The sequence below is a fragment of the Duganella guangzhouensis genome (genome assembly GCF_009674535.1).
In the GTDB taxonomy this organism is placed as follows: domain Bacteria; phylum Pseudomonadota; class Gammaproteobacteria; order Burkholderiales; family Burkholderiaceae_D; genus Rugamonas; species Rugamonas guangzhouensis.
Genome location: NZ_WKJK01000007.1, coordinates 201899 through 226010, shown reverse-complemented (window position 1 = coordinate 226010; position 24112 = coordinate 201899). Strand labels below are relative to the sequence as shown.

Here is a 24112-nt window from a genome sequence, read left to right as displayed (position 1 = left end):
CTTGATAGACGATCCATCGCGGAACTAAAGAAAACACATGAAGCCAATCTGGATAGTAGACGACGACGAATCGATCCGCTGGGTACTGGAAAAAGCATTAGCCAGGGAAAATCTGGCCACGAAAAGTTTTGCCAACGCGCGCGATGCCATCGCCGCGCTGGAGTTCGAGACGCCGCAGGTGCTGGTGTCCGACATCCGCATGCCGGGTGACTCCGGCCTCGACTTGCTGCAGCTGGTGAAATCGCGCTTCCCAGGGCTGCCGGTCATCATCATCACCGCCTTCTCCGACCTGGATTCCGCCGTGGCGGCATTCCAGGGCGGCGCCTTTGAATACCTGGCCAAGCCGTTCGACATCGACAAGGCTGTCGAGCTGATCCGGCGCGCGCTGGACGAGAGCCTGCGCGAAACCAGCGTCGAATCAGGACCGGCCGAAACGCCGGAAATCCTCGGCCAGGCGCCGGCCATGCAGGAAGTCTTTCGCGCGATCGGTCGCCTCTCTCAATCGAACGTGACGGTGCTGATCACCGGCGAATCCGGCTCCGGTAAAGAGTTGGTGGCGCGCGCGCTGCACAAGCATTCGCCGCGCGCCTCGCAGCCCTTCATCGCGCTGAATACGGCAGCAATACCGAAAGACTTGCTGGAATCCGAATTGTTCGGTCACGAGCGCGGCGCCTTCACCGGCGCGCAAACCACGCGTCGCGGCCGCTTTGAGCAGGCCGAGAACGGCACGCTGTTCCTGGACGAGATCGGCGACATGCCGTTCGATCTGCAGACGCGCTTGTTGCGGGTGCTGTCGGATGGTCATTTCTACCGCGTCGGCGGCCATCAACCGCTGAAGGCCAATGTGCGCGTGATCACGGCGACGCACCAGAATCTGGAGCAGCGCGTGCGCGAAGGGCTGTTCCGCGAGGACTTGTATCACCGCTTGAACGTGATTCGCCTGCGCCTGCCCAGTTTGAGGGAGCGCCGCGAGGACATCCCTATTTTGGTGCGTCACTTCCTGGTGCAAAGTGCCAAACAGCTGGGCGTGGAAGCCAAGCGCATGAGCGACGCCGCGCTGCAGTTCCTGTGCAGCCTGGAGTTGCCGGGTAATGTGCGTCAGCTGGAAAACCTGTGCAACTGGATCACTGTGATGGCGCCTGGCCAGACGGTGGAAGTCAAGGATCTGCCGATCGAGCTGACGCAGGAAAAGAGCAGCGCTTCGCCCGGCGCGATGGCGCTGGCCTCGGCCGCGTCGGCCGACAGCTTCAGCACGCAACAGCATCACGGCACCGTCAATCCGTTGGCGGCCGAGCATGCGAACGGCGCCAGCGCGCCGGACGCCTGGCTGGATCTGCTGGAAGCGCAAGCCGCCAGCATGCTCAGCGGTGGTCAGCAGGAAGTGATGGCGGTGCTGGGCCGGCAATTTGAGTCGGCGCTGATCCGCACCGCGCTCAAGCACACGCATGGCCGCAAGAACGACGCGGCGGTGCGGCTGGGCATCGGCCGCAACACCATCACCCGCAAGATCGCCGAACTCGGCATCGACGGCGCCAAGGACGACTAGTCGCCGCGCCGGACCGCCGGGTCCGATTGGCCGTTCGCGAAGGCGCCCGTGATGGGCGCCTTTTTTTACATCAGTGCGAGCGCGTCGGCGCCGGCGGCAATCCGCAGCGGCGCGGCGGCATCGGTCGCGGCGCGCCAGATCGCCTCCGCCACATCCTGCGCCTGCGTGACTGCTTCGGTGGCGGCCGCCCATTCGGCAAACACGCTTTGCGTCAGCGCTGCATAGGCGTCATGCGTCTGCAAGCGGTCGCGGGCGTTGGCGCCAAAGCTGGTGTCCGGCGCACGCCCCGGCAGCACGATGTGGGTGCGGATATTGAACGGCCGCAGTTCCAGCGCCACTGTTTCGGTAAACGCATCCAGCGCCGCCTTGCTGGCAGTGTAGACCGCCAGCAGCGGCAGCGCTTTCAGCGTCACGGCGGAAGTGACGTTGATGATGATGCCGTCACGCCGCTGGCGGAATTGCGGCAGCACGGCTTGCGTCATGGCGATCGCGCCCAGGGTGTTGGTCTCGAACACCTCACGCGCCGTGCCCATGTCGGCGCCTTCCAGCGCACCCAGCATGCCGATGCCGGCGTTATTGACCAGCACATCGACCGGGCCGGCGGCGGCGATCAGGCGTTCGATGCTGGCGGCGTCGCTCACATCCAGCGGCAGCACGCGCGCGCCTGGCAGTAAGTCGGCACGCGGCGTGCGCATGGTGGCGATCACTTGCCAGTCGCGCTGCAGAAAATAGCGCGCGGTTTCCAGGCCAAAGCCGGACGAACAGCCGGTAATCAGGATGGTTTTCATACAAAGTTCCTTTACGGTTGGGGTACTTGACTGTAGTTCAGCATGTCCGGACTTGCTACAATAGGAAGTCCATAATTCTTTAGCCAAAGTCCAAAGATGATTGATCCCTTAGCCGAAGTGGTGACGCTGCTGCAGCCGCGCGCCCGCTTCTCCAAAGTCGTTGGCGGTTCCGGCGCCTGGCGGGTGCGGCGTTCGCATCAGGGGGAACCGTTCTATTGCGTGGTGCTGGAGGGCGAGAGCCGGCTGGTGGTCGCGGGACGGGAGCCGCTGGCGCTGCGGCAGGGCGACTTTGTGCTGATCCCCGAATCGCACGACTTTGCGATGACCAGCGTACAGCCGCCGCCCGAGCGCGCGCCCGATGCCGCGCCGGTGCAACTGGCACATGGCGAGTGGCGTCTGGGCGATACCGATGGGCCGGCGCAGACTGTGCTGCTGGTGGGACATTGCGCCTTTGACGCGCCGGATGCGGCGCTGCTGGTCGCGCTGCTGCCGCAGCTGATCCACGTGCGCGGCGAGCAGCGGCTGGCCACACTGGTGCAACTGGTCGGCGGCGAGTCGCGCGCGCAGCGGCCAGGGCGGGAGCTGGTGTTGGCGCATTTGCTGGAGGTGCTGTTGATTGAAGCCTTGCGATCGGCCGCTGTCAGCGCCGGCTCGCCGGGACTGCTGCGCGGACTGGCCGATGAACGGCTGGCGCAGGCCTTGCGCTGCATGCACGAGGAGATGGCGCGGCCATGGACTGTGGTGCAACTGGCCAGGCAGGCGGCGTTGTCACGCTCGGCATTCTTCGAGCGCTTCAGCGCCGCGGTCGGTGTGGCGCCGATGGCGTATCTGCTGCGTTGGCGCATGGCGCAGGCCCGGCAACTGCTGCGCCGGCGCTGCAGCGTGGCTGAGGTGGCGCAGCGCGTCGGCTATGGTTCGTCCAGCGCGTTCAGCGTGGCGTTCACGCGCCATGTCGGGCTGCCGCCCGCACGCTATGCCGCAGCCGTTTAAGGTAAGCTCGGCCCTGATGAAAGTTCTTTTTATGGATTGCGTATGCTGATTAATTGTGTGGCCTATCAGGATGGTAAAAAACTGGCCGACATCCCGGTCGAAGATATCAGCGAATATATCGAGCAGCCGGAAACCTTTGTGTGGGTGGCGCTGCGCGATGCTCAGCCCGATGAGCTGGCCCAGATGCAGGAGGAATTCGGCCTGCACGAACTGGCGGTGGAAGATGCCAGCCGTGGTCATCAACGGCCCAAGATCGAGGAGTATGGCGATTCGCTGTTTGTGGTGGTGAAGACCATCGAGTGCCATCAGGGCGAGGTGGTGGTGGGCGAGGTCGATATTTTCGTCGGCCAGGATTATGTGCTGTCTTCGCGTGACGGCAATAGCCAGCAGGGCTTCCTGGGCGTGCGTGCGCGCGCCGAGAAGGAGCCGCACATGTTGCGTCTCGGTCCGGCCTTCGTGCTGTATGCGCTGATGGACGCGGTGGTCGATCGTTATTTCCCGGTGCTGGATATGCTGGAGACCGAGCTGGAAAAGATTGAGGACCTGATCTTTACTCAGGGCCAGCAGCGCGACAATATTCAGCGTCTGTATCAGCTGAAGAGCAAGGTCACCATCGTGCGTCACGTGGTGGGGCCGTTGATGGAGGCGGTCGGCCGGCTGCACGGCGGTCGCGTGCCGTCGATGTGCACCGAGACGCAGGAATACTTCCGCGACGTGCATGACCATCTGCACCGCATCAGCACCTCGCTGGACGGCATTCGCGACACCATCGCGACCGCGATTCAGGTCAATCTGTCGATGGTGGCGATTGAGGAAAGTGAAGTGAACAAGCGGCTGGCGGCGTGGGCGGCGATCTTCGCGATCGTCACCGCGTTTGCCGGGCTGTGGGGCATGAATTTCAAATACATGCCGGAGCTGGATTGGAAGTTTGGTTACCCGATGGCGATTGCCATCATGGTTGGTGTGTGCCTGTACCTGCACCGGCGCTTCAAGAAAGCTGGTTGGCTATAAAAAAATCCCCGGACCAGCCGGGGATTTTTTATACCTTCAACTGATTAGAAGTTGTAGGTGGCGCGTACGTAGAAGGTACGGCCGGTTGGGTCGGTGTAACGTGGATCGTAGCCAACCTGGAAGTTGCTGGTCTGGTACGACAGCGGTGGATTGCGGTCGAACAGATTGCGCACGCCAGCGGTCAGGGTCAGATTCTGCATCGCTTCATACGAACCATAGGTATCCCAGGTGGTGTACGAAGCTACGCGGTGATCGGCCACTTCAGCGTCTTCACCGTTGTAGTCCTGGTAGCCCGATTTGTAGTGACCGGTCAGACCCGCACCGTACTTGCCCTTGCTCCAGTTGACGTTCAGGGTGTTCTGCCAGCGGAAGATCGGACCGTCACCCGAGTACACGCCTACGCGCTGGTGCATTTCATCGCCAGCGAAGTTCTGGTACTCATACTTGTGTACCCAGGTGGCGTTGTCGCTGAAGGTGAAGCTGCCGTAGTCCTTGGTGCGCAGACGGTAGTTGGCCGACAGGTCGATACCGTTGGTGTTGACGTCGCCCAGATTCTGGGTACGCAGGTCCAGGTAGCCGCAGGTCAGCGGGTTAGGGCACAGCGAGCCGTCGGTTGCCAGGTCGCCCGAAGCATTACGGATGATGTGCGAAGCAAACAGTTCTGGGTGAGCCAGCACGTCGCTATCGGTCAGGGTGCCGATCTGGTTGGTCAGACGAATCGACCAGAAGTCCGCGCCCACCGACAGGTTCTTGATTGGTTCCCACATCACGCCGAAGGTGGCGTTCTTCGAACGTTCCGGGCTCAGGTTGGTCGAACCACCGGTCAGTACCTGGAACTGCTGGCTGCAGTTGGCGTTGGCTGGCTTGCCTGGCGCTGCGGTGCCGCCTGGGCAGTTGACTGGATCGTTCAGGGTGCTGGCGCCGTTGGTGTAAGCGTTGCCGGCGTACAGGTCATACAGCGAAGGCGCGCGGAAGCCCTTCGAGAACGAGCCGCGTACCAGCAGGTCGCCGGTTGGACGGTAGTTGAACGAGAACTTAGGATTGGCGGTGTGGCCGAAGTCGCTGTATTTGTCGTAACGCACTGCGGCGGTCACGTCCAGGTTCTTCAGCACCGGCACGTTCAGTTCCGAGAAGAACGCGGAAACGTTACGCGAGCCCGAGTTCAGGGTGTCTGGGTCGATACCGGTCGACGCTACCACTTTGGCGGCGAAGTCGGTGTTGGCAGCCATGCGGAAGTCCTGGTGCTCGTACTGCGCGCCGACTGCCAGACCGGCCTGATGACCGGTGCTGAACCAGTCGCCCACTTCACGGCTGAACTTGAGGTCCGCGCCCTTGTTGGTGCCCTTGGCGTTCATGATGTTGCCGTTCAGCGCAGCGCTGTTCAGCAGCGCGGTACCGGCGGCGTCTTGGGCGCCGAACGGGTTGATGATGCCGTTCATCACGCCAGCAGAAATGATGTCACCATTGCTGTAGCCGAACAGGTTTTCACGCACCTTGTTTTCGTTGTAGGTGACCGCGCCTTCGTAGTCCCAGCCTGCGACCACGCCTTTGAGCGACACCACCAGGCGGTTCTGCTTGTTGATGTTTTCATCGCGACGCGAGCCGTTCGGCAGATCGCGCCATTTGGCGACCACGTAGCCTGGCTTCAGACCATCGACCAGCGAGCCGGCTTCGGTCATGTAGGTCGGATCGATGCCAGCCGCGCTAGGGAAGTACGGGTTGGCCGAGCCGTCGGTGCGGGTGCTGTTGACGTACAGGTTACCGTAAGGAACCGGCGCGATCGCGGTCTGCACTTTGCTCTGGGTCGACAGCAACTCGACGCCCAGTTCGTGGTTTTCATTGATCTTGAAGGTACCGCGGATCAGGCCGGTGGTGCGCTCGCTCTTTGGCACGTAGTCCACGTATGGCGAGGTGCTCATGTAGCAAGTGGTGGCGTTGCCTGGCACCAGGTTGTCGCCGGCGGTGCAATCAGGCGCGGCCGGGTTGCCGCTGGCGTTCGAACCTTGCGACCAGTTCGCTGGATACGGCGACGACGACAGGCCACCGAAGAAGCGGCGGTTGTAATCGCGCTGGGTACCGCTGATGCGGTGCTGTTCCTGATGGTCAACCACGGCGAAGATGTTGAAGCCGTTCTTGTCCAGATCGCCCCAGCCGTAGCCGGCGTTGAAGTTGTTGGCGGAACCGCCAGCGTGTTGCGGCGAGTCGGCGCCCAGGGTGATGGTGCCGCCCTGGTAGTCTTTCTTGGTGATGAAGTTGATCACACCGCCGACGGCGTCGGAACCGTACAGCGAGGAAGCGCCGTCACGCAGCACTTCAACGCGCTCCAGCGCGGCGAATGGGATCATGTTCAGGTCGGGTGCCGAGCTGTCGAAGGCATTGTTGCCCAGACGACGGCCGTTCAGCAGGACCAGGGTCTTGTTCTGGCCGATGCCGCGCAGGTCGGCGAAGGCTGCGCCGCCGGTGCTGGAACCAACCGATTGGCTGGTGCCCTGGCTGGCTTGCGCCACGCTCAGGTTGGCCATCACTTGCTCGATGGTGGTAATGCCTTCCTTCTTCAGGTCGTCCATTTTCACCACGGTAACAGGCACGGCAGTCTCAGCGTCGATACGCTTGATTGCCGAACCGGTAATTTCAACACGCTGGATAGGGGCGTTGTCCTGGGCGAATGCCGGTTGTGCCAGCATCAGCGCCGCGCCGCTGGCGAACATCAGGCGCAGCGAACGCGACAATGCGGTTTCGATCATCATTGATTCAAACTCCTTGGGGGCTTACTTGTTGCTTTGTTATTGAAACTTACATTATGAATAATCTACAAATGAAATTATTCAAGGGAAGCTATCTGACCACCGCAGCCCAAGGACGGTCAATTGTGGGTCTGTAACAGCTTTGAAATAAACAACACTTTCTGCGGTTTTTAAGGGAAATTTCGCGTTTTTTACATAGATATACAAAGTTTTCGATAAATTATGCGTAAAACGTGGTATGAGACCGTGGAATATTTAACTGGGTTCAGCGCGGATAATAACGTTACAATGAGACCACTTAGCGAGCTGGAGCCGGCCATGAGCGAGGACAAACAGGCAGCGCCGTTGTTTGATGCAAATCAGGGAAAGGTATTGGCGGAGGCCGCGCTGCGGTCGATTACGGCCTCGACGGCGCGGGTGCGCGGCGACGACTTTCTGCGCATCCTGGTGCGCGACCTGGCGCGGGCGCTGGATGTCACCTACGTGATCGCCGGCCGCGTGATCGAGCTTGACGACGGCGACCAGGGCATCCGCACGCTGGCGGTGTGGGGCGGCGCCGACTACCTGCCGAATATGGACTACAGCCTGCGCCACACGCCGTGCCAGGACGTCACCGAACAATGCATGTGCTTTCACGGCAGCGGCATCCAGGCCGACTATCCGCAGGACAGCTTGCTGGTCGACATGCGGGCCGAGAGCTATATCGGCTTGCCGATGATCGATACCGAGGGGCAGGTGCTGGGCATCCTGTCCGCCATTGACACCAAACCGATGTCCGAGGATACCCGGCTGCTGGCGCTGTCGCTGCTATCGATCTTTGGCGCGCGCGGCGCCGCCGAGCTGCAGCATCAGGACCGCGAGCAGCAGCTGGAAAGCAAGGTCCAGCGCCGCACCGAGGCGCTGCTGGCGGCCCAGGCCACGCTGGTGGAGCAGGAAAAGCTGGTGGCGCTGGGCGCGTTGGTGGCCGGCGTGGCGCACGAGGTCAACACGCCGATCGGCGTTGCGGTCACGGCGGCCTCCACCATGTCCAGCTATGTGGATGCGCTGAATCAGTGCATAGGCGCCGAACGCGTCAGCCGCTCGGAACTGCAGGCGCTGGCGCAGCGCTTGCGTGAAGGCTCCCAGTTGATCGAACGCAATCTCGCCCGCGCGGCCGACCTGATTGGCAACTTCAAGCAGCTGGCGGTGGACCAGGGCAGTCAGCACGTGTCGGAAGTGACGCTGCGCGACCATGCGTTGAGCGTGGTGTCGGCGCACGGGCCGGAATTGCGCAAGGTCGGCATCAGCGTCGAGGTTGATATCGCGCCCGATCTGCGCAGTTGGCTGGACGCGGGACGCTGGTCGCAGGTGCTGTCGAATCTGTTGATGAACGCGGCCAAGCACGCCTATCCGAATGGCGGCCCCGGCAAAGTGACGCTGGCCGCGCGCATGGCGCTGGAAGATGGCCTGCGCTGGTTGCTGTTTGAATTTGCCGATGACGGCGTCGGCTTGACGCCGGAGGCGCGCGAACGGGTGTTCGAACCCTTCTTCACCACCAAGCGCGGGCAGGGCGGTTCAGGGCTGGGCATGCACATCGTCTACACCATCGTGCATCAGATGGGCGGCCAGACGGCGGTAGCCGCCAGCACGCCCGGCGCCGGCTGCCGCATCAAACTGCGGCTACCGGTACGCGACCGCTAAACGAAATCCGGGGTCAATCCTCCCAAAGCTACACGGGCTCTACCGTAGCGGAACGCTACGGTAGAGCCCGTGTAGCTTTGGGAGGATTGACCCCTGGTTGCTTTAGGCTTGTTCGGCGGCGATCGACAGTGCGACCGCTTCCGCTACTTTGATGCCGTCGACGCCGGCCGACAGGATGCCGCCGGCATAACCGGCGCCTTCGCCGGCCGGGAACAAGCCTTTGGTGTTCAGGCTTTGCAGGGTGTCGTCGCGGCGCTTGATGCGGATCGGCGACGAGGTGCGCGTTTCCAGCCCGGTCAGCACGGCGTCATGCTTGAAGTAACCCTTGAGCTGCTTGTCGAACGCGGGGAAGGCTTCGCGCAGCGCGGTCACGGCAAATTCCGGCAGGATCTGCGCCAGGTCGGTCAGGGTGATGCCCGGTTTGTACGAGGGCACCACGGCGCCGAAATCGGTCGAGGCCTTGCCGGCCACGAAGTCGCCCATCAGCTGGCCCGGCGCATTGTAGGTGCCGCCGCCCAGATGGAAGGCTTTTTCTTCCAGCTCGCGCTGGAAGGCGATGCCGGCCAGCGGATGGCCAGGGTAATCGACTTCCGGCGAGATGCTGACCACGATGGCGCTGTTGGCATTGCGTTCGGCGCGCGAGTACTGGCTCATGCCGTTGGTGACCACGCGGCCCGGCTCGGATGCCGCCGCCACCACCGTGCCGCCCGGGCACATGCAGAAGCTGTACACCGCGCGGCCATTGGAGGCATGGTGCACCAGCTTGTAGTCGGCCGCGCCCAGGATCGGGTTGCCGGCGTTGGGGCCGAAACGGCAGGTGTCGATCAGCGATTGCGGGTGTTCGACGCGGAAGCCGATCGAGAATGGCTTGGCTTCTATATAGACACCGCGCTCATACAGCATCTCGAAGGTGTCGCGCGCGCTATGGCCGACGGCCAGGATGACGTGGTTGCTGACGATGCGCTCGCCGCTTTCCAGCGTGACGCCACGGATCTGGCGGCCATCCGCCGTGTCCTCGATGTCGATGTCGGTGACCTTGCTTTCGAAGCGGTATTCGCCGCCCAGCGCCTCGATGTTTTCGCGGATCGATTCCACCATCTTCACCAGGCGGAAGGTGCCGATGTGGGGCTTGCTGACGTAAATGATTTCTTCCGGCGCGCCGGCCTTGACGAACTCGGTCAGCACCTTGCGGCCGTAGTGTTTCGGGTCCTTGATCTGGCTGTACAGCTTGCCGTCCGAGAAGGTGCCGGCGCCGCCTTCGCCAAATTGCACGTTCGATTCCGGATTCAGCTTGCGCTGGCGCCAGAAACCAAAGGTATCGACGGTGCGCTCGCGCACCACCTTGCCGCGTTCAAGAATGATGGGACGCAGGCCCATCTGCGCCAGGATCAGCGCCGCCAGCAGGCCGCACGGGCCGATGCCGATCACCACCGGACGCTGGAAGTCGGGATGGGCGGCCAGCGCCTGGCCGTCGGCGACGTATTTATAGCTGGTGTCCGGCGACGGCATCACATGCACATCGTTGTGATGGCGTTGCAGCAGCGCCGCTTCATGCTTCAGTTCGATGTCCAGCGAATAGATCAGCACGATCGCGGATTTTTTGCGGGCGTCGTAACTGCGCTTGTAGATGGTGAAGCCGAGCAAGTCGTCGGCGGGGATCTCCAGGCGCTTGAGGATGGCGGCTGGCAGCTCCTCCTCGCGATGGTTGAGGGGCAGCTTGAGTTCGTTGAGTCGCAACATGGCGTGTATTCCTGGTGGGACGCTGTTTAGGCGTCATGGCTGGGTAATCCGGTATTTTACCCCAGCTCGGACCGCCTTTCGAAATGCGGAAAAACGCCCGTAGGAAAAATTTAAGTGCGGAAAAGGCGTGCTTTTAAATATTAAATTCAGCGCCGGTGTCGGCGTCCTGATGGCGATGGGCAGCAGGTGGCGCGGCCGCCGCCGCACTCTGAAAACAGCACGGTTAATGCGTATATTCGCGCTTATTTAAAAGAGAATATTTAAAATAAATACGCTGAATTTCATTCAGAAAATTCCTACACCGATGGCGCCCGAACAAATTATCAAAGTGAAAATTTCACTAATGAAGTTTCTTGCCGGCTTGCAAATGATCAGTTTGTTGTAAAAGAGCGACTTGCACCAAACTGGTTCACCGCTGCACCACATACTGAAAATCAGCCAAGTTGGTTGCTTTGCAGCATTTAATCTGTAACAAACGGTTGAGCACGTGAAGGTGTAAAGATGGAATAAGGATGGTGTTTATTTTGGGCTTATCCTAGTTTTACTTGATTTTAAGTGGGTAGTCCTTGACGGCTGAGAAATTTTGATGAAAGCCGGGGGATTTCGCTGTTTCCGTGCTGCAGACCAACAATCTCTCCGAGAGTGTTGTTTTTTTGTGCGCGCATTTATGATTGCAGGTCAATTTTACGTGCAAATTAGAAAACATTCCTCCCATAAACGGTGCATTTGTAACAGCCATGTTGCAGCAAGACGACAATTTTGAAACGATGTTAAAAATGCATTCAGGCACTTCGTCTGCCTGTTTTTTCAGCGATGCGCCAAACCGGTGCGAAATTTTTGGGCAGTGTCCGGGCGGACGTACGGGCGGACTCAGGCTCGTTGACAACATTTGAGCCCGTATGCTTCCATGATCCTTGGAAAGATTGGTGTTTATTCCAGCGATGATGAATTAAGCACCGATATACCGAGAAATGAAAGAGTGATCAGTAGTTCGCCAAACCAGTCAATGTTTTATCCAGACGTTTTCTGTTAAGGCCGGTTTATATAAAAAGTGGCGTTTTTTTTTATTAAAAATAGAAATGAAACGTTAATAATCACACTCCCATGGGAAATGAAACAATGATCAAGGAAACAGTCTTGTCTCGCTCGATCCGCCTGATGTCTGTCGGCGGTGTCGTGCTGGGTATGCACATGGCTGCGATGGCGCAGGATGCTGCGCCGGAGGCCATGCAAAAAGTCGAAGTGACCGGCTCGCGTATTCCGACCCTGGTGACCGAAGGTTCGAGCCCGATCACGGTGCTGAGCCAAAAGGACATCAAGGCCGACGGTGTACGTAACGCAGAGGACTTGCTGAACAACCTGCCGCAAGCATTTGCCGGCCAGGGCGCCGCCGTCTCCAACGGTGCCACCGGTACCGCCACCGTCAACCTGCGTAACCTGGGCGCCGACCGTACCCTGGTGCTGGTCAACGGCAAACGTCTGCCAGCCGGTAGCGTGAACAGCTCGGCACCTGACTTGAACGAGATTCCAGCTGGCCTGATCAAGCGCGTTGAAGTGCTGACCGGCGGCGCCGGCGCCGTGTACGGTGCGGGTGCAGTGGCTGGTGTGGTCAACTTCATCCTGCGCGACAACTTCGAAGGCGTGGAAGTCCAGGCCAACCTGTCGGGCTACAACCACCAGCAGCACAGCGATGTCGCATCGGTGGTACAGAACAAGGGCTTCGCCCTGCCAGGCGACGCCAAGTTTGACGGCAAGACCAAGGACGTCAGCGTCCTGATGGGTGGTAACTTTGCCGACGGCAAAGGTAATGCCACTGTCTACTTCAGCTACAAGGAAACCGACGCCGCCCTGCAATCGCAGCGCGACTTCACCTCCTGCGCGCTGTCCGGCAGCAATAGCGGTTACTCGTGCCTGGGTTCGGGCACGCAGGCCAGCGGCCGTGTGACGGCTGCAGCCGACAAGACCACGGGTTACGCCGGTGGCGCCTTCACCAACAACGGCAGCGGTGGCGTGAAAGCTTACACCTCGGCCGATTCCTACAACTACGGCCCGCTGAACTACCTGCAGCGTCCGTCGCAGAACTGGAACGTGACCGCGCAGGCGCACTACGATATCGATGACAAGACCCGCGTCTACAGCGAATTCGGCTTCCACAACTACTCGACCGACGCGCAGATCGCGGCCGGCGGTATCTTCTACGGTATCCAGACCACGCTGCACGGCGACAACCCGCTGCTGAGCGATGCCTGGCTGGCCGCACTGGGCCTGACCAAGGGCGACTACAACTCGACGCGCACGGTTACCATCGGCAAGCGTAACGTCGAAGGTGGTCCGCGTATCAGCTCGATCGCTGACACCTCGTTCCGCGAAGTGCTGGGCGTGAAGGGCGAAGTCGGCAACTGGACCTATGACGTGTTCGGCCAGTACGCTCGCGTCAATCACTCGGAACAGAGCAAGAACTACTTCTCGGCCGCGCGTATCGCCAAGGCGATGGATGTGGTCAATGTCAACGGCAAGGCGGTTTGCGCCTCCTACGCCAACGGCAGCGACCTGAATTGCGTACCGTACAACCTGTACGGCGGCACCATCACCCCGGAACAGCTGGCTTACCTGAGCGCTTCCGGCCAGATCGGCGGCTATGTGCAGCAGATCGTCTACGGCGGTAACATCGGTACCGATCTGGGCGTCTATGGCATCAAGTCGCCATGGTCGAGCAACGGCGTCGGCGTGTCGTTCGGTGTTGAACACCGCGCTGAGAAATTGGCGTTCATCCCTGATGAAACCTCGCTGTCGGGCGACCTGTCCGGTGGTAGCGGCGCTTCGCCAGCACTGACCAACGGCTTCAACGTCAAGGAAATCTTTGGCGAGTTCCGTCTGCCAGTGGTGGAAAACCTGGCCTTCGCCAAGTCGCTGGATCTGACCGGTTCCTACCGTCACTCCGACTACAGCACCAACCGCAAATCCAACACCTACGGTGTGGGCGCGGACTGGGGCGTGGTTGACCAGCTGCGTGTACGCGGCAGCTACCAGAAAGCGGTGCGTGCACCGACCATTTCCGATCTGTACAACCCAACGACCGTTGGTAACAACGGCCCGACCAGCGACCCTTGCTCGGGCACCAGCCCATCGGCGACCCTGGCGGAGTGCGCACGCAGCGGCGTGACGGCGGCGCAATACGGCACCATCGAAGCGAACTCGTCTAACCAGTACCATAGCCAGACTGGCGGCACCGCCACCTTGGCGCCGGAGCGCGGCACCACCTACACCCTGGGTCTGGTGTTGAACCCGGTCAAAAACCTGACCATGACGTTGGACTACTTCAACATCAAGATCAAGGATACGATCTCGGCGATTGACCCAACCATTGCTCTGAATCAGTGTCTGGAAACCGGCGCTGCGCTGTTCTGCTCGCTGATCCACCGCGACTCGCAGGGCTCGCTGTGGCTGACCGATACCGGTTATGTTGTGCAGCGCTCCGCCAACATCGGTTCGGTCGCCACCAGCGGTTTCGACCTGGGCGCTTCGTACAGCCAGCGTGTCGGTCAGTTCGGCAGCCTGGCGTTCAACCTGAACGGCACCCTGATGAAGAGCTCGAGCGTGGAAAACGTTCCTGGCCTGGGTTCGTACGATTGCACCGGCTACTTCGGCGCGACCTGCGGCACTCCGACTCCGAAATGGCGTCACAAGTTCCGTACCACCTGGTCGTCGCCTTGGAAAGCTGACGTAGCCCTGACCTGGCGTTATATTGGCCGTACCAAGTCGGAACTGCTGAGCGACAACGCGCTGCTGGCCGGTGATACGCCTGCCACCATCGAAGACCATCTGTCGGCCCGCAACTACTTTGACCTGAACGTTCAGTATCCACTGACCAAGAAGGTTAGCCTGAGCGCCGGTATCAATAACTTGTTCGACAAAGATCCTCCGATCGTGTCGACCAACGTGACCGCCGCTGCTGGTACCGCCAACGGCAACACCTACCCACAGGTGTACGATTCGATGGGTCGCTTCATCTACGTGAACGTGACCGCTCGTTTCTAATCTGAGTCGGGTTAACTGAAAACGGCGCCTTCAAACGAAGGCGCCGTTTTTTTATGGGCGCTGCTGTTTCAGGCGCCGTAGCTTTCCTGCTGACCTTTAAAGCTGTTGATGCCGTCGGTCAGTGCGGTGATGAGTTTGCGTTCAGTCGGCGACAGGTGTGGATGCCAGATGTCGAAGATCAGGATCACGCGCAATTTGTCGCTGTTGTTCCAGGCTTCGTGCTGGATGGTGTCGTCGAACGCCCAGGCCTGGCCCGGCACCCAGGCGCGCGTTTCATTGCCAACGCGGAAGCCGCAATCGGGCGGCACGATCAGCGGCAAGTGCGTCACCAGGCGCGCGTTGCTGACGCCGACGTGGGTTGGGATACGGGTCTTGGGCTTGAGCAGAGAGAACATGGCCACCGGCGTGCGGCCTGGCTGATCCGGCTGCGGCGCGCCGGCCAGCAACTCCATGGTGCGCGGGCATTGCGCGGCGTGCTCCGGCACCGGCAGGCCATCCTTGATCAGGTGGAAGGCGCTCCAGTCGGGTGAGTTATTCAGCTCGGCAAACTGGTTGTGCGGCAAGTCGTCTGGATAAGTCAGATAGGGCGTGAAGCCTTGTTGACGCTCCAGCACCTGCAGGAATTCGTCGCGGATGGCGTCGGTGCCGGCCTCGATCGCGTCCAGCCAGGGGAATTCCTCGCGCGGGAAGAAGGCGTACGGCACCAGCCCCGGATAGTGGTACATCATCGATTCCGACTCGTAGCGGCGCTTGCGGCCGACCATGAGGTCGATCGAATCGCGGAAGCGGCGCAAGTCTTCGCCGGCGTACTGCTGGTATTGCTGTTCCAGGAATTGATCGAGGAATTGGCCGTAGCCCTCTTTATATTGATCGACATACTGCATCGCATGCTCGACCGCGCCGCGCAGGCCCGGCTCCAGCTGCGTCAGCGGTGGCGATACTGACGCCACCGCGCCATACACCGACGACGCCTGGTGGGTCTTGCCCTGGCGCTCCAGCAGGTTGGCGCGCATGATCAGCGCCACCAGATGCGAGGGATCGGCCACCAGCGCCTTGTACAAGGCGGTTTCTTCGCCGGCCTCATCTTTCAGACCCTGGCAGGCCAGCGCCAGATTGATCCAGCTTTGCGGATCGTCGGGCGCCACCTCGGCCAGCCGGCTGAAAGCGCGGTGCGCGGTGGCCACGTCGCCATAGCGGAAGGCGCGCTTGCCGAGCGAACTCAAGGCGAGGGCGTGTTGCGGATTCAATTCCAGGATGCGCGCCCACATGCGCGCCGCGTCCTCTTCTTTACCGGCTTGTGCGGCTTTGATGGCAGCCGCCTCCAAAATCGCCATCTCTGCGCGAATATCTTGCATGTATTGAATCACTTCTGACAGTTGTTGTATGGCTAAAAAAAATTATAGCCCCCAGGAATTCCTTGCAAGATCCGTGCAAGCGTAAAACCAGGTTAATGTCAGAAGTTGTTACATTAGCGCTACATGCCGCCCCAGGCTGCGGCCAGAATCGCCAGCGCCGACAGGCCGGCGGTCTCGGTGCGCAAGATGCGCGGCCCCATTGCCAACGGCAACGCGCCATGGCGGATCGCGGCTTCCTCTTCCTGGTCGTTGAGGCCACCCTCGGGACCGATCACCAGCGTCACCGCCTGCGGCGGCTGATGGCGCGCCCAGTCGGCCAGCGACTGCCCGGCGCGCGGCGTCAGGATGATGCGGCGGTGCAGATCTTGCTGGGTGATCCAGTTCTTATACTCTTGCGGCGGCGCCAGCTTGGCCAGGCGGTTGCGGCCGCTCTGCTCGCTGGCGGACACGATGATGCCGCGCCAATGTTCCAGTTTTTTCTCCGCGCGCTCGGCCGACAGCCGCACCACGCAGCGCTGCGCCGCCAGCGGCTGGAAGCCGGACACGCCCAGTTCGATGGCTTTTTCGATGATCCAGTCCATCTTGCTGCCCTCGGGCAGCGCCTGCGCCAGCGTGACGGCGAACGGCAGCTCGACCTCGCGCGGCGTGTGCGCCTTGATCTCGGCGCTGGCGCTGCGGCGGCCGATCTCGCTCAGTGCCGCCGTGTACTCGCCACCCTCGCCATTAAATAGTGTAATCAGATCGCCCTGCGCCAGCCGCAGCACCTGGATGTGGTGGGCGACCGCGTCCGGCAGGGAAACGATCTGGCCGATGGCCAAGGGCTGAGGGCAGTGGAAGCGAGGCATAACGGGGTATCCGGGCAAGTTAGAAGTGCAATTTTAAATGGTCGATGTCATCGTCTGGTAAAATAATGGGCTCAGCAAGCGCCGTGCGCCTTCGTAACTGCGCCCCTTGCGCCCAGTTTTCATACTTCTGTGATATCGACATGACTTCTACGCTCACCCACCCACAAAAGGCTAACGCGATCCGCGCGCTGGCAATGGACGCCGTCCAGAAGGCCAATTCCGGCCACCCAGGCATGCCGATGGGCATGGCGGAGATCGCCGTTGCGCTGTGGTCCGGCCATTACAGCCACAACCCGGCCAATCCAACGTGGGTGAACCGCGACCGTTTCCTGCTGTCGAACGGCCACGGCTCGATGCTGCACTACGCGCTGCTGCACCTGAGCGGCTATGCGGTCAGCATGGACGACATCAAGAATTTCCGTCAGCTGCATTCCAAGACTCCGGGTCACCCGGAAGTCGGCTACACCCCGGGCGTGGAAACCACCACCGGCCCGCTGGGTCAGGGTATCGCCAACGCGGTCGGCATGGCGCTGGCTGAATGGCTGCTGGCCAACGAATTCAACAAGCCGGGCCTGGACGTGGTCGACCACTACACCTACGCTTTCCTCGGCGATGGCTGCCTGATGGAAGGCATCTCGCACGAAGTCTGCGCGCTGGCCGGCACCCTGGGCCTGAAAAAACTGATCGCGCTGTACGACGACAACGGTATTTCGATCGACGGTAAAGTCGAAGGCTGGTTCACCGACGACACCCCGGCCCGTTTCGAAGCCTACGGCTGGAACGTGATCCGCGCCGTCGATGGTCACGACGTGACCGCTGTTGCGGCCGCGATCGAAGCCGCCAAGAAAGCCGACAAGCCAACCCTGATCTGCTGCAAAACCATCATCGGCAAAGGTTCGCCTAACCTGCAAGGTGGCGACAAGGTGCACGGTGCGGCGCTGGGCGACAAGGAAGTTGCCGCAGTACGCGAATACATCGGCTGGAGCGCCGCGCCGTTCGAGATCCCGGCCGACGTCTACGCCGCCTGGGACTTCAAGGCCGCCGGCGCCAAGCTGGAAGCCGACTGGAGCGCCAAGTTCGCTGAATACACCGCTAAATACCCGCAACAAGCGGCAGAACTGACGCGCCGCATGGCTGGCGACCTGCCAGGCAACTTCGACGCCGTACTGGCCGCCGGCATCGCCGCCACCGTCGAAAAGAAAGAAAACATCGCCACCCGCAAGGCCAGCCAGAACGCGATTCAAGCGCTGGCGCCGGTGCTGCCGGAATTCCTGGGCGGCTCGGCCGACCTGACCGGCTCCAACCTGACCAACTGGAAAGAAATCGTGCCAGTGCGTTCGGGCCAGCCTGGCAACCACATCAACTACGGTGTGCGTGAGTTCGGCATGTCGGCGATCATGAACGGCGTTGCCCTGCATGGCGGCTACATCCCGTTCGGCGCCACCTTCCTGACCTTCGCCGACTACAGCCGCAACGCGCTGCGCATGGCTGCGCTGATGAAACAGCGTTCGCTGTTCGTGTTCACCCACGATTCGATCGGCCTGGGCGAAGATGGCCCGACCCACCAGTCGATCGAGCACGTCTCGTCGCTGCGCCTGATCCCTAACCTGGACAACTGGCGTCCATGCGACACCACCGAATCGATGGTGGCGTGGGGCGAAGCGGTCAAGCGCAAAGACGGTCCATCGACCCTGATCTTCTCGCGTCAGAACCTGCCGTACCAGGAGCGTACCGATGCCCAGATCGCTGATATCAAGCGCGGCGGCTACGTGCTGCGCGAAGCGGCCGACGCCAAAGTGACGCTGATCGCCACCGGTTCGGAAATCGAACTGGCCCAGGCCGCCGCCTCCGCGCTGGCCGCCGAAGGCATCGTCGCGCGCGTGGTGTCGCTGCCGTCGACCGATGTATTCGACCGTCAGGACGCCGCCTACAAGGCTGCGGTATTGACCAAAGGCGTGCCGCGCGTCGCTATCGAAGCCGGCGTCACCGATTTCTGGTACAAGTACGTCGGCCTGGAAGGCGCTGTGGTCGGTATCGACACCTTCGGTGAATCGGCTCCGGCGGGCGTGCTGTTCAAGCACTTCGGCTTCACGGTCGAAAATGTCGTCGCGAAAGTCAAAGCTGTCATTGCTTAATCTATAATTGCTGGTTGCATTAACAATATTTTTAATCAGGAGCAAAGTATGACGATCAAAGTTGCAATCAATGGCTATGGCCGTATCGGCCGTAATGTACTGCGCGCTTTCTACGAAGGCGGCAAAAAGCAAGACATCCAGATCGTGGCAATTAACGATCTGGGCGATGCAAAGTCCAACGCCCATCTGACCCGTTACGACACCGCCCACGGCAAGTTCCCTGGCACCGTGGAAGTTGACGGCGACAACATGATCGTGAACGGCGACGTGATCCGCGTGTTCGCACAGCGCAATCCGGCTGAAATCCCATGGGGCGACCTGGGCGTGGACGTGGTGCTGGAGTGCACCGGCTTCTTCACCACCAAGGAAAAAGCTTCGGCCCACCTGAAAGGCGGCGCCAAGAAAGTCATCATCTCCGCTCCAGGCGGTAAAGATGTCGACGCGACCATCGTCTACGGCGTCAACCACGGCGTGCTGAAAGCGTCGGACACCGTGATCTCGAACGCATCGTGCACCACCAACTGCCTGGCCCCTCTGGTCAAGCCGCTGAACGACGCCATCGGCCTGGAAAACGGCCTGATGACCACCGTCCACGCTTACACCAACGACCAGGTGCTGACCGACGTGATGCACGAAGACCTGCGCCGCGCCCGTTCGGCTACCCAGTCGATGATCCCGACCAAGACCGGCGCCGCCGCTGCGGTTGGCCTGGTGCTGCCAGAACTGAACGGCAAGCTGGACGGCTACGCCATCCGCGTTCCGACCATCAACGTATCGATCGTCGACCTGTCGTTCATCGCCAAGCGCGACACCACTGTGGACGAAGTCAACGCGCTGATGAAGGCCGCCGCTGAAGGCCCGCTGGCTGGCGTGCTGACCTACCAGACCGAGCCGCTGGTATCGGTTGACTTCAACCACAACCCGGCATCGTCGAACTTCGATTCGACCCTGACCAAAGTGTCGGGCCGCCTGGTGAAAGTATCGTCGTGGTACGACAATGAGTGGGGCTTCTCGAACCGCATGCTGGACACCACCGTTGCACTGATGAACGCGAAGTAATCCTTCGTCGCTTCACGACAGGCCGCCCCAAGGGGCGGCCTTTTTTATTAGCGGAACTTGTACTCGGTTGTCGCCGTAATCGGGACGACGGTAGCCGTCGCGCGACCAGTCGCCAAAGCCGGTGGTGACGCTGGCGGTGCGGGTTGGCCACTGATTGTTCGTAGTTGGCGCTCGTTATAGTCGGCCATTGCATATGGCACTACCCGGCGCGAATTTAATAAGATTAGCGTCGATTGTTTGCCGAGATTACGCAAGGAGGCGGAGGAAGCACCGCTGACAAATAAATTGGAATCGCCGATGTCCGATAAAGTGCCACGATCGAAAGAGGTCAGGATGTCGATAATGTCGCGTACTAAATTAACCCCCGAGCCGGTTAATATCTTCGTGCCGGATAATCTGCACTGGTGTCGTGGTTTCAGTATCGCTGTATTTAATATTGGAACCGGCAATAATCATCTTTTCAATTGGTTTGCCTGGGTTGTGCCCAGCGTCAGCGCGACAGCAGCCGCGCTCGTTTTCATAGCGAGTTTTTTCATTCTATTCCCCGAAGTTTTATTATGGAAAGCCTGATGCTGAGCACAGACTTATTCAGTATTTGTCAGGAATCGGTAAATGCCAGTGAACGGACGGGAATACAACCGCAAATATGTAAGCTGATGCGCGCTGTCGTACGCTAGGTAGGTGTTGCGCCCGGCTTGCGCTGGTTTTTGGCTTCTTCGTGCTTATTTTTGGCATGATTGCCGGGCGCGGACGTAAAAAAACCGGGACATGTCCCGGCTAGCGATATTGCGGTCTGAACTTAGCGATAGATGCCGGAACCGATCAGGAAATCATCGATGCGCTCGACATAACCGGCCTTGGGTTCCACCGTCTTGGTGACGGGATTTGGCCATTTATATTCGATCCAGCCGCTGCCTTTCGATTTCGCCACCTCGATCATTTCCTTGATAATCAGCTTGCTCTCATTATCTTTCATGGTGATCAGGTTTTTGCCTATCATTTTAGGATTATTGCCGTGAGCTAAAGCCACGCCATTAAAATCATAGACATAAATATATAAATCACGATCATGGAAGGTGGTATTGGCCGGATCGGCAATGGCGGCAAAGGTCTTTTCCTTGCCTTCCGCTTTTACCATGGCAACAGCTTTTTTGACCATCGCCACAGCTTCCTCTTTGCTGCCTTTATTTTCGGCGGAGGCCGTTCCAGTCAGCGCCAGACTGATAACGGTGGTGGCAAACAAAGTCTTCATATCGATTCTCCTGTTTTAAATAGACCGGTGCGCTTTTATGATTATGGTCTATCCATATTAGCGCACCGGCACAGGCTTGCGGTATTCAAACCGCAATCGTTGCTAAACGGCAACGTGATCGTCAAACAGGCTATGCCACAACGCCTGGACCTGGGCGGCCTGTTCCGTCACCAGCTCCGGCGCCACCCGCGCCTGCTCCTGACCTTGCAAGCGCATCTGGTGTTGCAGCTTGCGATACTTGCGGTAAGCGTCGGCCACATTGCCGGCCAGCGTGGCGTCGATCAGGCCGAGACCGGCGCACAGTTTCAACAACGCAATGTTGCCAGAATTGGCCGTCAGTTCGGGGTAGGCGGCCGCGTGCTGCAGCACCAGGAATTGGACGATGAACTCGATGTCGATCATGCCGCCGGCGTCTTGTTTGAGGTCGAACAAACCGCTGTGATTTGGCTTGGCGTCCATCATGCGTTTCCGCATTGCAATAACTTCCGGCTTCAGCGGGCCATCGGCCGGACGCTCCTTGCGCAGCACCGCCTCGCGGATTTGCTCGAAACGCTGGCCGATGGCGGTGTCGCCGGCGCAATAGCGGGCGCGGGTCAGCGCCTGATGTTCCCACACCCAGGCCGAGTTGCTCTGGTATTTCTCGAAGGAACCGACGCTGGACACCAGCATGCCGCTGGCGCCGTCCGGCCGCAGCGCGGTGTCGATGTCGAACAGGATGCCGGCCGAGGTGTGCGAGGTCATCCAGGTGATGAAGCGCTGCGCCAGCTTGGCGTACTGGGCCGGCGCTTCCTGGTCGGGATCGTCGTACAGGAAGATCACGTCCAGGTCGGACACATAGCCCAGTTCCTTGCCGCCCAGCTTGCCATAGGCGATAACGGTGAACAGCGGCACCTCGCGATGGCGCGTGGCCACGGTCTGCCACACCGCCTGGATGGTGGCGGCGACGATGGTGTCGGCCAGCGCCGACAGGTAATCAGCCAGTTTCTCGACCGTCAAGTCGCCAGCCAGGTCTTGCGCCAGCAGGTGGAACAGCTGGGCGTGGTGGATTTCGCGCAGGATGTCCATCTGGCGCTCGGTGTCGCCGGGCGCGGCGGCCAGCTGCTTTTCGATGTCGGCCGCCAGCGCCACCGGGTCGAACACGGCGTCGTGCACACGGTCGTCCAGCAGCTCGTCCAGCAGGATCGGGTGCTGGCTGAGGAATAGTGCGGCCCAGCCGCTGGCGTGCACCATGCGAATCACGCGCGCCAGCGTGTGCGGGTATTCAGTCAGCAAGGACAGATAGGCGGAACGGCGCGCGATGGCTTCCAGGAAATCCAGCAGCCGGCCCAGGGTGGCCAACTGCTTGCCGCCGCTGTTTTCCTCGGCGGCGCGGACGATCAGCGGCAGCGCGCTGTTGATCAGCCCCTGCAGCCGGTTGCGGCTAGCTTCGGGCAGCGATTGCAGTCGTGGCGCCTGCCAAGTGGCGATCAGGCGCTTGGTCGCGCCTTCGGCATCGTCGAAGCCGAGCGCGGTGAAGCGGGCCACCAGCGCTTCGCGGTTGTCGGGATCGGCACATTCGTTGCTCGATTGCAGTTCGATGTCGTTTTCGCTGCTTTCCGTCTTGTCGGAGAACATTTCGTCGAACTGGCCGGCGACGAAATGACGGTGCGCTTCCAGCTGGCTCAGCAGGGTGGCCACGTCGGGCAGGCCCATCATTTCAGCCACGGTCTGGCGGTCGGTGTCGTTGGCCGGCAGGGTATGGGTCTGGGCGTCGTCCAGATATTGCAGGCGGTGTTCCAGGTTGCGCAGGAAGGTGTAGGAAGCCAGCAGTTGATAGACGATGGCGTGGCTTAACAAGCCTTTTTCGGCAATGATGCGCAAGGTGGTGCGGGTCGAGCGGTCGCGCAGGGCGGCGTCGCGGCCGCCGCGGATCAGCTGGAATACCTGCGCCAGGAATTCGATTTCGCGGATGCCGCCGCGCCCCAGCTTGACGTTGTTGCTGCGGTCCGGGTGCAGCCGCTCCTGGCGGTTGACCTCGGCGCGGATTTGCGCGTGCATATTGCGGATGGCGTCAATCACGCCAAAGTCCAGGTAGCGGCGGAAGCAGAACGGACGGACAATTCCATCCAGTGCGGCGATATCCTCGGCGCGCCCGGTGACAGCGCGCGCCTTTACCCAGGCGTAGCGCTCCCACTCCCGGCCCTGGACGATCAAATAGTTTTCCACCATGCCCAGGCTGCAGGCCAGCGGGCCGGAGTTGCCGTTCGGCCGCAAGGCCATATCAACCCGGAACGTGTAGCCATCTTCTGTGATCTCCGCCAAAGCGGCAATCAACTTCTTGCCGAGGCGGATAAAGAATTCGTGGTTGGACAGGCCGCGCTGGCCGGGGCCGGCGGCGGTGTCGCCATCTTCCGGGTAGACGAAAATCAGGTCGATGTCGGACGATACGTTCAGCTCGCCGCCGCCCTGCTTGCCCATGGCCAGCACGATCATTTCCTGCGGCAGGCCGGAGTCGCGGCCGATCGGCTGGCCGTGCGTCGCCACCATCTCGGCGTGCAGTTCGGCCATATGTTGCTGAATTGCAAAATCGGCAAAGCGGGTCATGGTCTCGACCACTTCGGCCAGGTTGGCTTTGCCTTCCAGATCGCGCCGGATCAGGGTGCAGACCAGCAGGTTGCGCAGGCGGCGCATCGAGCGCACCAGCGGCAGCGGCAGCGGCGGCGCGCCGGCCGTCACCGGCTGCGCCTCTTGTGCCAAATAGTCAGCCAGATCGATCTGGGCAAGGGATAATTGCGCTAATGCATCAGCTTTGGCGGCGCGGTCGGGGGCGGCTGCCAGCCAGCGCTGGTAGAAACGGGAGACGGACGGTGAACTCATGCGCGGGATGTTTCCTTGATTTGGTTACGGCGTGTAAAGCATGTAAAACCGGCGCTTTCTGCTCATCCGTGAC

15 protein-coding genes are annotated in these 24112 nt (G+C 60.7%); 8 read left to right on the top strand and 7 right to left on the bottom strand.

Going from position 1 to position 24112, the window contains the following annotated elements:
* Positions 1 to 37 precede the first annotated feature (37 nt).
* Positions 38 to 1546, top strand: coding sequence for a nitrogen regulation protein NR(I) (ntrC, locus tag GJ699_RS15380; protein WP_154377696.1), 1509 nt, complete (start codon positions 38 to 40; stop codon positions 1544 to 1546).
* A gap of 65 nt (positions 1547 to 1611) precedes the next feature.
* Here ntrC and GJ699_RS15375 read toward each other — a convergent pair whose 3' ends face one another.
* Positions 1612 to 2334, bottom strand: a complete 723-nt coding sequence (locus GJ699_RS15375; RefSeq protein ID WP_154377694.1) for an SDR family oxidoreductase — start codon at positions 2332 to 2334, stop codon at positions 1612 to 1614.
* 96 nt (positions 2335 to 2430) lie between these two features.
* Here GJ699_RS15375 and GJ699_RS15370 point away from each other — a divergent pair, with 96 nt between their 5' ends.
* Positions 2431 to 3324 carry an AraC family transcriptional regulator gene (locus GJ699_RS15370; protein WP_154377692.1) on the top strand — a complete coding sequence of 298 codons (894 nt, stop codon included), beginning with the start codon at positions 2431 to 2433 and terminating at the stop codon, positions 3322 to 3324.
* A 42-nt stretch (positions 3325 to 3366) separates the two neighbouring features.
* Entirely contained in the window at positions 3367 to 4335 is a 969-nt protein-coding gene (corA, locus tag GJ699_RS15365; protein ID WP_154377690.1) for a magnesium/cobalt transporter CorA, read from the top strand.
* 44 nt (positions 4336 to 4379) lie between these two features.
* On the opposite strand, the gene GJ699_RS15360 is transcribed toward corA, so the two are convergent.
* Positions 4380 to 7082 (bottom strand): TonB-dependent receptor, encoded by a 2703-nt coding sequence (locus tag GJ699_RS15360; protein WP_154377688.1) that lies wholly within the window; start codon positions 7080 to 7082, stop codon positions 4380 to 4382.
* Positions 7083 to 7397: 315 nt separating this feature from the next.
* Here GJ699_RS15360 and GJ699_RS15355 point away from each other — a divergent pair, with 315 nt between their 5' ends.
* Positions 7398 to 8759, top strand: coding sequence for a sensor histidine kinase (locus tag GJ699_RS15355; protein WP_154377686.1), 1362 nt, complete (start codon positions 7398 to 7400; stop codon positions 8757 to 8759).
* A 102-nt stretch (positions 8760 to 8861) separates the two neighbouring features.
* On the opposite strand, the gene GJ699_RS15350 is transcribed toward GJ699_RS15355, so the two are convergent.
* A complete protein-coding gene (locus GJ699_RS15350) occupies positions 8862 to 10499 on the bottom strand; it encodes an NAD(P)/FAD-dependent oxidoreductase (protein WP_154377684.1) in 1638 nt (545 codons plus the stop codon).
* 1137 nt (positions 10500 to 11636) lie between these two features.
* Here GJ699_RS15350 and GJ699_RS15345 point away from each other — a divergent pair.
* Entirely contained in the window at positions 11637 to 14537 is a 2901-nt protein-coding gene (locus GJ699_RS15345) for a TonB-dependent receptor domain-containing protein (protein WP_229262114.1), read from the top strand.
* A gap of 68 nt (positions 14538 to 14605) precedes the next feature.
* Here GJ699_RS15345 and GJ699_RS15340 read toward each other — a convergent pair whose 3' ends face one another.
* Positions 14606 to 15892, bottom strand: a complete 1287-nt coding sequence (locus GJ699_RS15340; protein WP_154377680.1) for an aspartyl/asparaginyl beta-hydroxylase domain-containing protein — start codon at positions 15890 to 15892, stop codon at positions 14606 to 14608.
* 119 nt (positions 15893 to 16011) lie between these two features.
* Complete coding sequence (locus GJ699_RS15335) at positions 16012 to 16737, bottom strand: 16S rRNA (uracil(1498)-N(3))-methyltransferase (RefSeq protein WP_154377678.1); 726 nt, start codon at positions 16735 to 16737, stop codon at positions 16012 to 16014.
* Positions 16738 to 16877: 140 nt separating this feature from the next.
* Between GJ699_RS15335 and tkt the strand changes: the two genes are divergently transcribed.
* From tkt to GJ699_RS15320, 3 genes are all read left to right on the top strand, one after another.
* A complete protein-coding gene (gene tkt / locus GJ699_RS15330) occupies positions 16878 to 18872 on the top strand; it encodes a transketolase (RefSeq protein ID WP_154377676.1) in 1995 nt (664 codons plus the stop codon).
* Positions 18873 to 18920: 48 nt separating this feature from the next.
* On the top strand, positions 18921 to 19931 hold the full coding sequence (gap, locus tag GJ699_RS15325; RefSeq protein WP_154377674.1) for a type I glyceraldehyde-3-phosphate dehydrogenase: 1011 nt from the start codon (positions 18921 to 18923) through the stop codon (positions 19929 to 19931).
* A 342-nt stretch (positions 19932 to 20273) separates the two neighbouring features.
* Positions 20274 to 20501 (top strand): hypothetical protein, encoded by a 228-nt coding sequence (locus tag GJ699_RS15320; protein WP_154377672.1) that lies wholly within the window; start codon positions 20274 to 20276, stop codon positions 20499 to 20501.
* 229 nt (positions 20502 to 20730) lie between these two features.
* Here the strand turns inward: GJ699_RS15320 and GJ699_RS15315 are convergent, their stop codons facing one another.
* Positions 20731 to 21183 carry a cache domain-containing protein gene (locus GJ699_RS15315; RefSeq protein ID WP_154377670.1) on the bottom strand — a complete coding sequence of 151 codons (453 nt, stop codon included), beginning with the start codon at positions 21181 to 21183 and terminating at the stop codon, positions 20731 to 20733.
* 102 nt (positions 21184 to 21285) lie between these two features.
* Positions 21286 to 24039: a bifunctional [glutamate--ammonia ligase]-adenylyl-L-tyrosine phosphorylase/[glutamate--ammonia-ligase] adenylyltransferase gene (glnE, locus tag GJ699_RS15310; RefSeq protein WP_154377668.1), complete on the bottom strand. Its 2754-nt coding sequence runs from the start codon at positions 24037 to 24039 to the stop codon at positions 21286 to 21288.
* Between the last annotated feature and the right edge of the window lie 73 nt (positions 24040 to 24112).

What these genes read in the sequence shown, in the direction of transcription:
- GJ699_RS15335 (WP_154377678.1), bottom strand. Translation starts at nt 16,737, where the DNA reads ATGCCTCGCTTCCACTGCCCTCAGCCCTTGGCCATCGGCCAGATCGTT.
- glnE (WP_154377668.1), bottom strand. Translation starts at nt 24,039, where the DNA reads ATGAGTTCACCGTCCGTCTCCCGTTTCTACCAGCGCTGGCTGGCAGCC.
- GJ699_RS15340 (WP_154377680.1), bottom strand. Translation starts at nt 15,892, where the DNA reads ATGCAAGATATTCGCGCAGAGATGGCGATTTTGGAGGCGGCTGCCATC.
- ntrC (WP_154377696.1), top strand. Translation starts at nt 38, where the DNA reads ATGAAGCCAATCTGGATAGTAGACGACGACGAATCGATCCGCTGGGTA.
- GJ699_RS15360 (WP_154377688.1), bottom strand. Translation starts at nt 7,082, where the DNA reads ATGATGATCGAAACCGCATTGTCGCGTTCGCTGCGCCTGATGTTCGCC.
- corA (WP_154377690.1), top strand. Translation starts at nt 3,367, where the DNA reads ATGCTGATTAATTGTGTGGCCTATCAGGATGGTAAAAAACTGGCCGAC.
- GJ699_RS15315 (WP_154377670.1), bottom strand. Translation starts at nt 21,183, where the DNA reads ATGAAGACTTTGTTTGCCACCACCGTTATCAGTCTGGCGCTGACTGGA.
- gap (WP_154377674.1), top strand. Translation starts at nt 18,921, where the DNA reads ATGACGATCAAAGTTGCAATCAATGGCTATGGCCGTATCGGCCGTAAT.
- GJ699_RS15375 (WP_154377694.1), bottom strand. Translation starts at nt 2,334, where the DNA reads ATGAAAACCATCCTGATTACCGGCTGTTCGTCCGGCTTTGGCCTGGAA.
- GJ699_RS15355 (WP_154377686.1), top strand. Translation starts at nt 7,398, where the DNA reads ATGAGCGAGGACAAACAGGCAGCGCCGTTGTTTGATGCAAATCAGGGA.
- GJ699_RS15320 (WP_154377672.1), top strand. Translation starts at nt 20,274, where the DNA reads ATGTCGCGTACTAAATTAACCCCCGAGCCGGTTAATATCTTCGTGCCG.
- GJ699_RS15370 (WP_154377692.1), top strand. Translation starts at nt 2,431, where the DNA reads ATGATTGATCCCTTAGCCGAAGTGGTGACGCTGCTGCAGCCGCGCGCC.
- GJ699_RS15350 (WP_154377684.1), bottom strand. Translation starts at nt 10,499, where the DNA reads ATGTTGCGACTCAACGAACTCAAGCTGCCCCTCAACCATCGCGAGGAG.
- tkt (WP_154377676.1), top strand. Translation starts at nt 16,878, where the DNA reads ATGACTTCTACGCTCACCCACCCACAAAAGGCTAACGCGATCCGCGCG.